General features: G+C 35.5%; 17 protein-coding genes. 11 read left to right on the top strand and 6 right to left on the bottom strand.

All coding sequences use genetic code 11. The features are described from left to right. Positions 1-21 precede the first annotated feature (21 nt). Complete coding sequence (locus LUA90_RS12260) at positions 22-591, top strand: Crp/Fnr family transcriptional regulator (RefSeq protein ID WP_231491126.1); 570 nt, start codon at positions 22-24, stop codon at positions 589-591. Here LUA90_RS12260 and LUA90_RS12255 read toward each other — a convergent pair whose 3' ends face one another. After that, the gene (locus LUA90_RS12255) at positions 592-1,518 is read right to left on the bottom strand and encodes a GDP-L-fucose synthase (protein WP_255717684.1); all 927 of its coding nucleotides are present in this window, start codon (positions 1,516-1,518) and stop codon (positions 592-594) included. Between the two features lie 117 nt (positions 1,519-1,635). Between LUA90_RS12255 and trmB the strand changes: the two genes are divergently transcribed. From trmB to LUA90_RS12225, 6 genes are all read left to right on the top strand, one after another. Further along, complete coding sequence (gene trmB / locus LUA90_RS12250; RefSeq protein ID WP_231491124.1) at positions 1,636-2,286, top strand: tRNA (guanosine(46)-N7)-methyltransferase TrmB; 651 nt, start codon at positions 1,636-1,638, stop codon at positions 2,284-2,286. Further along, positions 2,286-2,621, top strand: coding sequence for an MGMT family protein (locus tag LUA90_RS12245; RefSeq protein WP_231491123.1), 336 nt, complete (start codon positions 2,286-2,288; stop codon positions 2,619-2,621). The genes trmB and LUA90_RS12245 overlap by 1 nt, the downstream gene beginning before the upstream one ends. A 57-nt stretch (positions 2,622-2,678) precedes the next feature. Continuing rightward, positions 2,679-3,020: a carboxymuconolactone decarboxylase family protein gene (locus LUA90_RS12240; protein ID WP_231460562.1), complete on the top strand. Its 342-nt coding sequence runs from the start codon at positions 2,679-2,681 to the stop codon at positions 3,018-3,020. Positions 3,021-3,240: 220 nt separating this feature from the next. Then, positions 3,241-3,825, top strand: a complete 585-nt coding sequence (locus tag LUA90_RS12235; protein ID WP_231491121.1) for a DNA-3-methyladenine glycosylase I — start codon at positions 3,241-3,243, stop codon at positions 3,823-3,825. Continuing rightward, on the top strand, positions 3,822-4,079 hold the full coding sequence (locus LUA90_RS12230) for a GNAT family N-acetyltransferase (protein ID WP_231491120.1): 258 nt from the start codon (positions 3,822-3,824) through the stop codon (positions 4,077-4,079). The genes LUA90_RS12235 and LUA90_RS12230 overlap by 4 nt, the downstream gene beginning before the upstream one ends. Further along, positions 4,045-4,362, top strand: a complete 318-nt coding sequence (locus LUA90_RS12225) for a GNAT family N-acetyltransferase (RefSeq protein ID WP_231491119.1) — start codon at positions 4,045-4,047, stop codon at positions 4,360-4,362. Before LUA90_RS12230 ends, LUA90_RS12225 begins: the two co-directional genes overlap by 35 nt. A 27-nt stretch (positions 4,363-4,389) precedes the next feature. Here LUA90_RS12225 and LUA90_RS12220 read toward each other — a convergent pair whose 3' ends face one another. Continuing rightward, complete coding sequence (locus LUA90_RS12220; RefSeq protein ID WP_231491116.1) at positions 4,390-5,070, bottom strand: hypothetical protein; 681 nt, start codon at positions 5,068-5,070, stop codon at positions 4,390-4,392. A gap of 147 nt (positions 5,071-5,217) precedes the next feature. Here LUA90_RS12220 and polA point away from each other — a divergent pair, with 147 nt between their 5' ends. From polA to LUA90_RS12205, 3 genes are all read left to right on the top strand, one after another. Further along, complete coding sequence (gene polA, locus LUA90_RS12215) at positions 5,218-8,028, top strand: DNA polymerase I (RefSeq protein WP_231491114.1); 2,811 nt, start codon at positions 5,218-5,220, stop codon at positions 8,026-8,028. A 9-nt stretch (positions 8,029-8,037) separates the two neighbouring features. Then, positions 8,038-8,412 (top strand): hypothetical protein, encoded by a 375-nt coding sequence (locus tag LUA90_RS12210; protein WP_231491113.1) that lies wholly within the window; start codon positions 8,038-8,040, stop codon positions 8,410-8,412. A 221-nt stretch (positions 8,413-8,633) separates the two neighbouring features. Then, positions 8,634-8,969 carry a hypothetical protein gene (locus LUA90_RS12205; protein WP_231491111.1) on the top strand — a complete coding sequence of 112 codons (336 nt, stop codon included), beginning with the start codon at positions 8,634-8,636 and terminating at the stop codon, positions 8,967-8,969. 55 nt (positions 8,970-9,024) lie between these two features. Here LUA90_RS12205 and LUA90_RS12200 read toward each other — a convergent pair whose 3' ends face one another. From LUA90_RS12200 to LUA90_RS12185, 4 genes are all read right to left on the bottom strand, one after another. After that, positions 9,025-9,702, bottom strand: a complete 678-nt coding sequence (locus LUA90_RS12200) for a metal-dependent hydrolase (protein ID WP_231491110.1) — start codon at positions 9,700-9,702, stop codon at positions 9,025-9,027. A gap of 33 nt (positions 9,703-9,735) precedes the next feature. Next, the gene (locus LUA90_RS12195) at positions 9,736-10,041 is read right to left on the bottom strand and encodes a YbaB/EbfC family nucleoid-associated protein (protein WP_231460554.1); all 306 of its coding nucleotides are present in this window, start codon (positions 10,039-10,041) and stop codon (positions 9,736-9,738) included. A gap of 514 nt (positions 10,042-10,555) precedes the next feature. Continuing rightward, on the bottom strand, positions 10,556-11,785 hold the full coding sequence (locus LUA90_RS12190) for a serine hydrolase (protein ID WP_231491108.1): 1,230 nt from the start codon (positions 11,783-11,785) through the stop codon (positions 10,556-10,558). A 68-nt stretch (positions 11,786-11,853) separates the two neighbouring features. Continuing rightward, on the bottom strand, positions 11,854-12,405 hold the full coding sequence (locus LUA90_RS12185; RefSeq protein WP_231491106.1) for a cupin domain-containing protein: 552 nt from the start codon (positions 12,403-12,405) through the stop codon (positions 11,854-11,856). Between the two features lie 243 nt (positions 12,406-12,648). Between LUA90_RS12185 and LUA90_RS12180 the strand changes: the two genes are divergently transcribed. Beyond that, positions 12,649-12,954: a GxxExxY protein gene (locus LUA90_RS12180; protein ID WP_231491105.1), complete on the top strand. Its 306-nt coding sequence runs from the start codon at positions 12,649-12,651 to the stop codon at positions 12,952-12,954. The last annotated feature ends 51 nt before the right edge of the window (positions 12,955-13,005 follow it).

The raw sequence follows: 13,005 nt of genomic DNA, 5'->3' as shown, positions 1-13,005 counted from the left end.
GGCGGGGTTAAATCAACTGAAATGTATAGCCCACTTTTAAATCATATCAACAAATTTATCGATTTGAGTAATGTAGAAAAGGAAACCCTGACTTCATTACTCAAACCGATAACAATTAAAAAGAAAGCTTTTTTGCTTGAGGAAGGACAAGTTTGCAAAGCGAATTATTTTGTTGTTAAGGGTTGTTTGCGTTTATACTTCATCGATATAAAAGGAGCAGAGCAAACTACTCAATTCGCTATCGAAAATTGGTGGATTACCGATTTGACAAGTTTTTTGTTTCAGAAATCTTCAGAATTTTATATTCAAGCGGCAGAAAATACTGAGGTAATTGCTATAGAACACCGTGACTACGATTTGCTGTTTAGCAAATTGCCAAAAATGGAAAGATATTTCAGACTTATTTTACAGAAAAATCACCAGGCATCGCAAATGCGGATTAAGTTTTTATACAGCCAAACTGCCGAAGAAAGATACCACCACTTTAATAAGTTATTTCCAGAATTTGTACAACGAATACCGCAATATATGCTGGCTTCTTATTTAGGTTTCACACCAGAATTTCTCAGTAAAATCAGGGCTAAGAATTAATTAATACCTGCTTAAAAAATCCTGATAAGCAAGAGCTATTCCTTCACGAAGTTCGATGGTGTGTTTCCAGCCTAAATTATGAAGTTTAGTAACGTCCATTAATTTACGCGGTGTTCCATCGGGTTTACTGGCATCAAAAACCAGTTCTCCTTTATATTGCAAAACATCTTTAATAAGCAATGCTAAGTCTTTAATGGTTAAATCATGTCCAACACCAATATTTATTAAGTTTGCTTCGTTATAGTTTTCCATTAAGAAATAACAGGCATTTGCCAAATCATCGGCAAATAAAAACTCACGCATCGGCGAGCCAGAGCCCCATACAATCACTTCTTTTTCATCATTAATTTTAGCCTCGTGAACTTTACGTATCAATGCAGGTAAAACATGCGAGTTTTGAGGATGATAGTTATCGTTATAGCCGTATAAATTGGTTGGCATTACAGAGATAAAATTACAACCGTATTGGTCGCGATAGGCATCACACATTTTAATTCCGGCAATTTTTGCAATGGCATAAGGCTCATTGGTTTCTTCTAAAGTTCCGGTTAAAAGATATTCTTCTTTTAATGGCTGCGGAGCCAATTTAGGGTAAATGCAACTCGAGCCCAAAAACATAAGTTTTTTTACTCCGTTTAAATATGCATTATGGATTACGTTGTTTTGAATAGATAAATTCTCAAAAAGAAAATCGGCCCTGTATGTATTATTGGCTACAATGCCACCAACTTTTGCTGCGGCTAAAAATACATAGTCAGGTTTTTCTTCAGCGAAAAAATCAGTAACTGCCTGCTGGTTTCTTAAATCTAATTCTTCAGAAGTTTTGGTGAGCAGGTTTGTGTAACCTTCTTTTTCTAACTTGCGAAAGATTGCTGAACCCACCATTCCTCGGTGCCCTGCGATGTAAATTTTAGCTGATTTTTCCAATGTTGAATGTTAAAAATGCCTCCAAAAATACAACACATTAAGCGAATACGTATTAAGATTATTGGTAAAAAAAAATCCGTTAAATGATTTAATTGTATTTTTGACGAAAAAAAACTCTTGGGTAAAGATAAACTTAGGCGTTTTGCAGAGATTGAAACTTTTGCAAACGTATTGCAATTAGATGAAGGAAAGCCGCTCAAAGGCAATTGGGCTAACACACATTTCAAAAATAATAATCCTATTGTGCTCGAATTGGCCTGTGGAAAAGGTGAATATTCGGTAAACCTTGCTAAATTATTTCCTGATAAAAATTTTATTGGGATTGATTATAAAGGCAATCGCATTTGGCGTGGTGCTAAAACTGCTATTGAAGAAGGTATAAACAATGTTTCCTTTTTAAGAATTCAGATAGAAAACTTGCTTGATTATTTTGAGGCTGGAGAAATTGACGAAATATGGATTACTTTTCCTGATCCTCAACCACAGGATAGTCGCGAAAAGAAACGGTTAACCTTTCCAGCGTTTTTAGATAAATACAAGGCTATTTTAAAAGCTGGTGGAAGGGTAAATTTAAAAACTGATAATGATCAGCTTTATCTTTATACAAACGAGAAAGTATCAGAATTAAATATTCCGGTTCATAAAAATACCGACCATTTGTATACATCAGAATTTGCTGATGAAATACTTTCGATTAAAACATATTACGAGAAAAAATACCTTTTGCACGATAAAAACATTAATTACATTCAATTTTCGTTTGCGTAATGGACACCAACTTTTATGAGCAAGTTTACGAGGTTGTGAGGCTCATCCCAAAGGGAAGAGTTACCTCATACGGTGCAATTGCAAAGAGCTTAGGAGCAGCAAAATCATCTCGTATGGTTGGGCATGCAATGAGCTATGCAGGTACTGCGCATCCTTATGTACCAGCGCACAGAGTTGTAAATAGTAGCGGCTTGTTAACAGGTAAGTTTCATTTTAGTCCGCCAGAATTGATGGAGGAATTGCTTGCAAAAGAAGGCATCAAAGTAAAAAACGATAAGGTTGTAGATTTTAAGAAAGTCTTTTGGAATCCTTTAGATGAACTTTCTGTTGACTAATTGCACCGGCAGGTTGCTTACAATTTTTATAAAAAATCATTCATTTAAATAATAATCATGGGGAAATTAGTAGAAGAATTTAATGGCTATCGCGAAAAAATGAACGATAGAATTATGGAGACTGCAAACACCAACATTAAACGGTTTTTTGCTTTAGATACCACAAGTTATGCCGATGGCGCTTTAGATGTTAAAACTAAGGAGATGTTGGGTTTGGTTGCATCGATGGTTTTGCGTTGCGATGATTGTATCAAATATCATTTGGGAAAATGCCATGATGCAGGTGTAAACAGTGATGAGATGAACGAAATTTTTATGATAGCAAATTTAGTTGGCGGCAGCATCGTCATTCCGCATTACAGAAGAGCTGTTGAGTATTGGGATGAGCTTTCTAGTTAGTCAAAAGTATTATACCAAAATGCTATATCAGAAAAACAATATGGTATGTGTAATCTCAGAGAACTAATTGTTTATAAAAAATGATTTTCCTTATTAGTAGAGATCCGTAATTTAACAAAGACTTTTCCGAAAAGCAGAACAGTTTAGTTTGTTTGCTCAAATTCGGAGCTCATCAAGGTAGGTTTGTAGTAGTATTGGGGAAGCTTAAAATTTTCGTAAAATGACTGAAGACTTGGGACTAAAGACTGAGGAGTGCATCCGTTGCACATGGGCTGGCTCAGATCCGCTTTATGTAAAGTATCATGATGAAGAATGGGGAAAGCCAGTTTATAATGATAAAACCCTTTTTGAGTTTTTAATTTTAGAAGGTGCGCAAGCAGGTTTGAGTTGGATAACGATACTCAAAAGGAGAGAAAACTACAGAAAAGCTTTTGCTGATTTTGATGTTGAAAAAGTTGCTGCATTCGATGGTAAAGATATTGAACGCTTAATGTCTGATGCGGGAATAATCAGAAACAGACTTAAAGTGAGTGGTGCAATTACCAATGCTAAACTTTTTATAAAAATTCAGCAAGAATTCGGGAGTTTCACAAATTATATCTGGGGATTTTTACCTGATGGAAAGCCAATTTTAAATCATATTGAAAAGATGTCTGACGTTCCTGCCAGAACAGAATTGTCGGATAAAATAAGTAAAGACATGAAAAAACGTGGCTTCAAGTTTTTTGGGACAACGATTTGTTATGCGCACATGCAAGCTACGGGAATGGTAAATGATCACTTAATAAATTGCTGTGCAAGATGATTGATGTTTTTCCTGAATTGTGTACCGATAGATTGCGATTAAGGCAATTTGAAGATTTTGATTTAGAAAATGTTTACAAAGGCTTATCGAATCCTGATGTAATCAAATACTATGGAGTACATTACCAAAGCATACAAGAAACTCAGGAACAATTAAAATGGTTTAAAACAATTCAAATTGAACACACAGGAATATGGTGGGCAATTTGTAATAAGCAAAATGGCGATTTTATGGGCGCTGTTGGATTTAAATAATTTTAATAAATCGCACAAGAAAGTAGAAATAGGATTCTGGTTAATACCTAAATATTGGAAAAAAGGAATTGTAAATGAATCAGCAACTGCAATTTGTAACTACGCATTTTATAGTTTACATGTTAACAGAATAGAAGCTTTTGTAGAGTCTGAGAATGAGAACAGTAAAAATGCATTGCTAAAATTAGCTTTTGAATACGAAGGAACCATGAAAAACTGTGAAATTAAAAATGGCAAGACAGTTAGCTTATCAATTTTTGCAAAGTTGAAACCTTTATCTTAAAATCCTTAAATTTTAAAAATCCTGATCCTATTTTTTTCCTTCGTTATATTCTCTAACCAACTCAGCAACATCCTTACTATTTAAGCTTGAGTTTGCTTCAATCTTTTCTTTTAGAGCAGGCTTGTCGCCAAGCTTTTGTAATAAAATGCTACGCACTTCTGCTTTTCTTGTGTCTTCTGTTATCGCTTTTATTGGAATTTCCTGAAGCGGGCCTGTTCCTGGTTTTTCGATAAAATAGCGAACCGCCAGTGCGCCAATTGGGGGTTCTGGGCCAGTGTTTCTTCCACCACCAATGCTAATTCCGCCACCCATTCCCGTTCCTCCTAAGCCACCGGTTCCGGTACCAATACCAATCGAAGGTCTAAACCTTACATTTTTTTCCTTTTTAACAGGCATCAATGTGCCTCCGCCGAAAGAATATAAATTTATTGCACCCGTTTCAATAACTTTTACAAATCGGTATTCAAAGTTTTTCTTATTGGCAAAGCCTTTACTAATGTAGCTGCTACCATTCCAAAAAAAATTCTTAACATCTTTTGCAAGCAAAATTACATCAGCTTCGTCATTAGCGCTAATGTAAACAGAAAAATAATCGGTGCCTTTAATTGTACCACGAATTACATCATCATTATTTTTTACGATAAAATCCTGGGCAGAAGCGGTAAGTGCAAAAACAGAAACTAAAATCGAAAGAAAGAATATTTTCATAATAAAAAAATTGCTTGCTCAAAAATAACGGAACTAAATTTATAATCTTATCCTTTACATTTAAATTTTATTGTTATCGTTAACTTTGGTTACTTTTATCTGGCAGCAAAATATTGCCAATCGGTAAATTATTAAACCGTTTTTCACATGAACAATAAAAAACTCTTTCTTTTAGATGGTATGGCGCTAATGTACAGAGCGCATTTTGCACTAAGTAAAAATCCTCGTTTTACATCAACAGGAATAAATACATCTGCAGTGATGGGTTTTACCAATACTTTGCTCGATGTTTTAAAGAAAGAAAAGCCAACACATATTGCCGTTGTTTTTGATACTGAAGCACCAACTGAAAGACATACAACTTTCGAAGCTTATAAAGCACAGCGCCAGGCAATGCCCGAAGATTTGGCAGCGGCGATGCCTTACGTTATAAAACTCATTACAGGCTTTAATATTCCGGTTATAACATCTGATGGTTATGAAGCAGATGATATTATTGGAACATTAGCTAAAAAAGCAGAATTAAAAGGTTATCAGGTTTACTGTATGACACCCGATAAGGATTTTGCGCAACTGGTTTCTGAAAATATTTTCATTTACAAGCCTGCCAGAATGGGTAACGATATGGAAATATTGGGTGTTAAAGAGATTTTAGCCAAATGGGAAATTGAAAATGTATTACAGGTTATTGACATTTTAGGCTTGTGGGGTGATGCAGTTGATAACATTCCGGGTATTCCGGGTATTGGCGAGAAAACGGCAAAAGCGTTGATTAAGCAATATGGTTCGATGGAAAATATTATTGCAAATGCGCATGAACTAAAAGGAAAGCAGCGTGAAAACGTAGAAAATTTTGCAGAGCAAGGTTTATTATCTAAAAAACTTGCTACCATTTTATTAGATGTACCGGTAGAACTTGATGAAGAAAGCTTAGAGCTTTGCGACCCAAGCAAAGATTTATTAGAGCCTTTATTTACTGAGCTCGAATTCAGAACTTTAGGCAGAAGGGTTTTTGGGGATGGCTTCTCGGTTACTACTGCAAAATTTCAAGAAGGTGCACAAACTGATTTATTTGGAAATCAGCAAGGTGAGACTATTGTTTATACCAATACCTTGGAAGAAGAGCCGGCAGAGCAATTACCTGCTAAAAATATAGACAATACAGAACATCACTATCAATTAATTGATACTCCTGAAAAACGATCAGATTTAATAAAGCAATTACTTCAGGAGAAAAGAATTTCATTTGATACAGAAACCACAGGTACTGATGCAAATATGGCCGAACTGGTTGGTTTGTCTTTTTCAGTAAAACCGGGAGAGGGCTTTTATATTCCGCTTTCTGCTAACCGAGATGAAGTTTTAGCAATTCTTAATGAATTTAAGGTTGTGCTCGAAAATGAAAACATCGAAAAAATCGGACAGAATACAAAATATGATATTTTGGTGCTGAAATGGTATGATATAGATGTTAAAGGAAAGCTTTTTGATACGATGCTTGCGCATTATTTGATAGATCCGGATACTCGCCATGGCATGGATGTTTTATCTGAAAATTACCTGGGTTATTCGCCAATTTCAATAACAAAACTGATTGGGGCAAAAGGTAAAAACCAAGGCAATATGCGTGATGTTCCGGTAGAGCAAGTTGTTGATTATGCAGCAGAAGATGCAGATATCACACTTCAATTGGCACATGTTTTTGAGCCAAAGCTTAAAGAATTAAATGCCGCAAAACTTGCCGAGGAAGTAGAAAATCCTTTAGTTTATGTTCTTGCAGATATTGAAAAGGAAGGGGTGCGTATAGATATTGAAACCTTAAAAGCATATTCTAAAGAGCTGGAAACAGATATTGTTAAGTTTGAACAAAATGTTTACGACAAAGCCGGTGTTAAATTTAATCTGGCTTCTCCAAAACAATTAGGTGAAGTTTTATTCGATAAATTACAGCTCGATCCAAAGGCCAAGAAAACCAAAACCGGTCAGTACCAAACCGGGGAAGATGTTTTATTAGCTTTGGCTAGCAAAAGCGATATCGTTCAGGATATTCTGGATTTTCGCCAGTTGCAAAAATTAAAATCTACTTATGTTGATGCTTTGCCGTTGATGGTCAATCCAAAAACAGGTCGCGTACACACATCATATAATCAAGCGGTAGCTGCAACGGGTAGATTAAGTTCCAATAACCCAAACCTTCAAAATATTCCAATCAGAACCGAACGCGGTAGGGAAGTGAGAAAAGCATTTATCGCAAGGGATGAAAATCACATTTTGTTATCTGCCGATTATTCGCAAATAGAGCTTAGAATTATTGCAGAAATCAGTAAAGAAGAAAATATGCTCGATGCTTTTTCAAAAGGTATTGATATCCACACCGCAACAGCTGCAAAAGTTTATGGAATAAGCATTGAAGAAGTGGATAGCACTCAGCGTAGAAATGCAAAAGCGGTAAATTTTGGTATTATTTATGGCCAGTCGGCTTTTGGTTTATCTCAAAACCTGGGCATTCCACGTAAAGAAGCAGCAGAAATTATTGAGCAGTATTTTAATCAATATCCTGGTATTAAACGATACATGAGTGATACCATGAATTTTGCCAGGGAAAATGGTTTTGTAGAAACCATAATGGGCAGAAGAAGGTATTTACGTGATATTAATTCTGCCAACCAAACGGTTAGAGGTTTTGCTGAGCGAAATGCTATTAATGCGCCAATACAAGGTTCGGCTGCAGATATGATTAAAATTGCCATGATTAACATTCATAAAGAAATGAAGGCACAAAAACTTCAATCAACCATGACAATGCAGGTACATGATGAGTTGGTTTTTGATGTTGTAAAATCTGAAAAAGATATAATGAAAGCCATTATTCAAGATAAAATGGCAAATGCGATTAAATTAACCGTACCAATAGTCGTAGAAATTGGTGAGGGAGAAAATTGGCTTGCCGCTCATTAATTTATTAATATGAAATTTGTAATCATCCTGGTTTTAACATTAATATCTATTAAATCTTTAGCGCAAAAAAGCGATACTTTGTATAGTTATATCAATATTGGTGGTAAGGAAATCAAAAAGGCAAAAACTACAAATGTTTATAAAATTTACAAGCTTAATGATTCTACCTGGATTAGGACAACGCTGAACCAAAACCTGGAACTCTTGAAAAGAGAAACCTTTATCGATGAGAAATTAACGGTTTTAAATGGTGGTTATATTGAATACGAGCATGCAAAGCCGAAAGTAAAAGGCTATTACTCAAAGGGGAATAAAAGCGGCACGTGGATAATTTATGATGCAAGCGGTAATGTTTTACAAAGCACTACTTTCGGCGAAAACTGAGTATGTATGTTGTTTAAATTACAGCGGGTTAAAAAAATAACAGGATACAGATTTAATAAATTAATAATTTAGAAGCAGACAATATTTATCCCTATCTTCATTAAAACTTCATCCCGATTCATCAATTTTATACCAATCAATTAACGAATTAAAAAAAAGAAACATACGAACTTTGAATTTAAAAAAGAGGCTCGTGTTAATTAAAAACAAATCTAAAGGATATGAAAAAGTTATTAAGTTTAATCGCAATCGCAGCATTTGGTTTAACAACAGCATTTGCTCAAACACCAGCTACTAAGGCGCCTGCAAAAGCAATTGTTAAAAAAGAAGTAAAAACTACAGTTACACCTGTAAAAGTTGGTGCAAAACAAGAAGCTAAAAAGGTAGAAGTTAAAACAACTACAACGGCTACTAAATTAAAAGCTGATGGAACGCCAGATATGCGTTATAAAGAAAATAAAGGTAAGGCGGTAACCAAAGTTGTTGGTCCTACCAAAAAAGATGGTACAGCAGATATGCGTTACAAAGCAAATAAACCTGCTGCAAAAAAGAACTAGGTTTGGTTTTTAATTTTGAGAAGGCTCCGATTGAAAAATTGGAGCCTTCTTTTTTTTATAAAGTTATGGTTTCGCTTATTTTCGGAAGTAAAAGACTTTTGTTTTCCCTTTCAAATTTGGCAACAGCATCTTCTGTATCAATGCTAATTGGTGGGAAAGTATTGTAATGTACACCAATAATTTTATCGCAATCAATGTATTTTGATGCAATTACGGCATCATCCACTCCCATGGTGTAATGACCACCGATAGGCAGAATGGCATAGTCTAAATTGTGTAATTCGGCTAATAGTTTCATTTCTACCGTTAATGACGTATCGCCAGCAAAGTAAATTTGCTTTCCTTCTAAAGTTAATACAAATCCCGCCGGATTTCCGCCATAACTACCATCAGGATTTGAACTGCTGTGAACAGCCCAAACAGTGCGTAATTTGCCGAATGGTAATTGCTGTGTGCCGAAATTAATATCAATAACGTTTTCCACGCCTTGCTTTTTAATCCAGTCTGCAACTTCTACCATTGCAATAACGGGTGCACCTGTTTGTTTTGCTAGTTCAACCAAATCAGCAACGTGGTCGCCGTGGCCATGACTAACCAAAATATAATCGGCCTCGATTTTTGAGGTGTCTACATCCTTAGCTAGAGGATTATGTTTTATAAATGGGTCGAATAAAAATTTTTTGCCATCTGCTTCTAGTAAAAAGCAAGATTGACCATAGTATGTAAAGTTCATAGTTCAGATTAATATTTAGAATTGTTTATATTTTTACTGACCAAACATGCCACCCAAACCACCAAGCATGTCTTTTGCCGATGCCTGCATTTCAGTATTGCTTACCTCTTCGGCATTGGCTAAAGCTTTATTAATTGCAGTTTGCAGAAGCTCTTCCAATTCTTCTCTATCTGCATTTTTAAAAAACTCTTCATCAATTGCAATGCCTGTAATGGCTTTATTTGCTGTTGCAGTAATCTTAATTGCACCGTTTTCTACTTCGCCATATACCGAAATAGTATCTAAGCGTTTTTTTACTTCTTCGGCCTTTTGTTGTGCTGCAAATAATTTATCGAACATAATTTTATCGTTTTAATTAAAAAACAAAAATCGGCAAATTGTTTTAAGAATTTAATTATTCGATGTTATTTTACTTTATTATTTGCAAGTAGGTTGCATGAACTTTTTTGAATTTATCTGGTTTTTTTGAAGCGCAAGGTTCCGTTTTTCATGGCAAATCCTGTCCCGCCAATGCTGCAATCTTTTGGTAACTTCTGCCATGCTGAGGCACGAAGCATCTGTTTCATTTGTTGCAGATGCTTCGTGCCTCAGCATGACAATGTATCGAAGGTTCTGCATACCAAAAGTATTTCCGCGTTTGTCGGGGCTATTAAAGTAAATTAATTGCATTTCGGTGGGTTTGCAATCCGCCAACCTTTGTTTATAAACCCGATAGCGCCAAATAGCGCCCGATTTTATAAAAGTATTTGCTTCGTTCTTGCACAGGCTTCATCGGGCCTATTGGCAATTGCGGGGCTATCGGCCGCCAAATACGGCAACCGATCATTTTCAAATAAATATTTCGATTGATTTATTAATCCTCGTCGCTGCCTGGTAAGCTGCCATTGCCATGATAAGCGCCTTTGCGAATAACAGGCATGTTAAAGTGCTTATACAAATCGTCGAGGTGCATTAAACTGCCGTTTGTTAAATTGCCTAAAAAGACAATTACGATGTTTTTATCCAAATCTCTAACATAAATGTGGCGAAAACCATGCCACCAACCTGTATGATAAACCACTTTATCCATCTTTTCGCCATCGAACATGCGCCAGCCATAACCATAATTAAAGTGGCCATTAACTGGTTTATTTCGGCCAACGTAAGCTGAATCGAGGCTTTTTTTGCTCAGCAATCTTTCGTTTTTCAGGTATTTATCAAACAGAACCAAATCATGCACGGTGCTGTAAATACCTTTATCGCCAACCGGCCCATCTAAGAAATTTTGCGCTACCGAATAACGCCAGGTTCTATCGTGACCAACCACATCTACCGGAATTTTTTCATATTCAGAAGTGCTGTACACGTGGGTGTGTTTTAATCCGGCAGGTTTGAAAACGTGCTCCATCATGTATTGCGAATAGCGTTGGCCAGTAACTTTTTCGATAATAGCCCCCAAAACCATAAAATTAGAGTTGTTGTAATGGAAACGATTATTGGGTTTTGTGTATGGAGTTGGTTTACGCTCGGCAATAACATTCATCACATCCTGATTGGTTATTCCTTTTTTCATCGGACGTTTTTCTTTTCTCCAAATGTCGTCGATGAAATAAACATAATTCATCATGCCGCTGCGGTGGCTTAAAAGTAGCTTTATTGTAATGCCATCGTAAGGGAAATTTGGAAAGAATTTTTTAACATCATCATTAAGTGAAAGCTTTCCGGCTTCTACCAATTGCATAATGGCAACGCCGGTAAAAGTTTTGGTAATGGATGCCAATTCAAATTCTGAATTGATTTTTAAGCTATCGCGATGAAGATAATCTGCCCATCCAATTGCTTTTTCATAAAGAATTTTACCATCTTTGGCCACAAGCATATTTCCGTTAAAACCATATTTTTTGTGCAAATTGGTTACAAAATCTGCAATCCATTTATCGCCTTTTTGCGGGTCGTAAGTTAATAATAAGCTGTCGGCTTTGTCATCTTCTTTAATTCTGACTTTCTTTTCAGCAGCCTTTTTTTCTTCTGTTTTTTTGCTGTTGCAGGCGGTTAATATGGTAATCGAAATTGCTAATGCAGAAATTATATGCTTAAAATTCATTTATTCAGGTAGTGTAGTATTTAAAACCCGAAAATTAAAGAATTTTGTACGGTTAAAGGCAAAGAGTTTTACACATTTTGGCAATTCTGATTATACCAGCACTCAAATAAGTGTCCTTTGCTACCATAAACCGGGTCGTTGTCGGGTTTCTCTACTTTTGCAATATCTTCATCTGCTTGTGGTCTTTCACTTGCTTCACCATAATTCATGTTATATTCTGCGCCTTTCGGGTAAGCGCCAACTGCCTGAAAGTCATCACTTGAGTTTAACTTTTTATGTGCAACACCGGCAGGAATTAATACTACATCGCCTTTATCAAGTTCTATACAAACACCATGTTCGCCACCAAATTGTACATCGGCTTTGCCGCAGAAAACACCCATAACTTCATGCGTATTGCTGTGGTAATGATGATAGTCAAAAATACCATCAACCCAGGCATTTGTATAGCCGTTTTTAGCAAAAACTGTTTTAATTACATCTATTTTATCATCAGGATGTATCAAAAATGCACCCTTATAAATCATAAGTGGATATAGGGGGTTATTAGGGAAATTTCCGTTTTCTTCAATTTTATGCGAAACTAAATAGGCTTCCTGAATTAATTTTTCTTTATCCATGATTAGGGTGTTTTCATTAATTAACAATGGAATAGGGAAAGGGTTTAAGATTGTTTGTCCCGCAGATTAAAGAAGATTTTCGCAGAGGTATTATTTTTTCTTACATCTATTCTTTATGGTTAGATATTTATTAGATTTAAAGTAATCATCCATACTTTAAATAAAGACAATTATGGATGAAAATGATATATCTATCTAATCAGAGGAGCAATCTTCACAACTTACAATGCCCTAAGCCCAGGATTGTTAGAATCTGCTTATGAAGCAGTATTAGTTCACGTGTTGACTGAAAATGGCTTAGACGTAAAAAGGCAAGTTGTCTTGCCTATAATTTTTGGTGGTATCGAATTAAATGCAGGGTATAGATTAGACCTATTAATAAATGATTTGGTTATCATTGAAATAAAATCCGTTGAAATTATCGCACCTGTTCATCATAATCAATTATTAACTTATCTTAAACTTTCAGGAGTGAAGCAAGGGATTTTAGTCAATTTTAATACTGCAAACATTATCGATTCGATTTATAGAGAGGCAAATGGCTTATAAATTTCTGGTTATATTTCAAATCATTAAAATCTGTGTAAATCATAAAAATCT

The sequence above is a fragment of the Pedobacter sp. Leaf170 genome, assembly GCF_920984665.1.
GTDB lineage: Bacteria > Bacteroidota > Bacteroidia > Sphingobacteriales > Sphingobacteriaceae > Pedobacter.
This window is presented reverse-complemented; position numbering and strand designations above follow the sequence as displayed.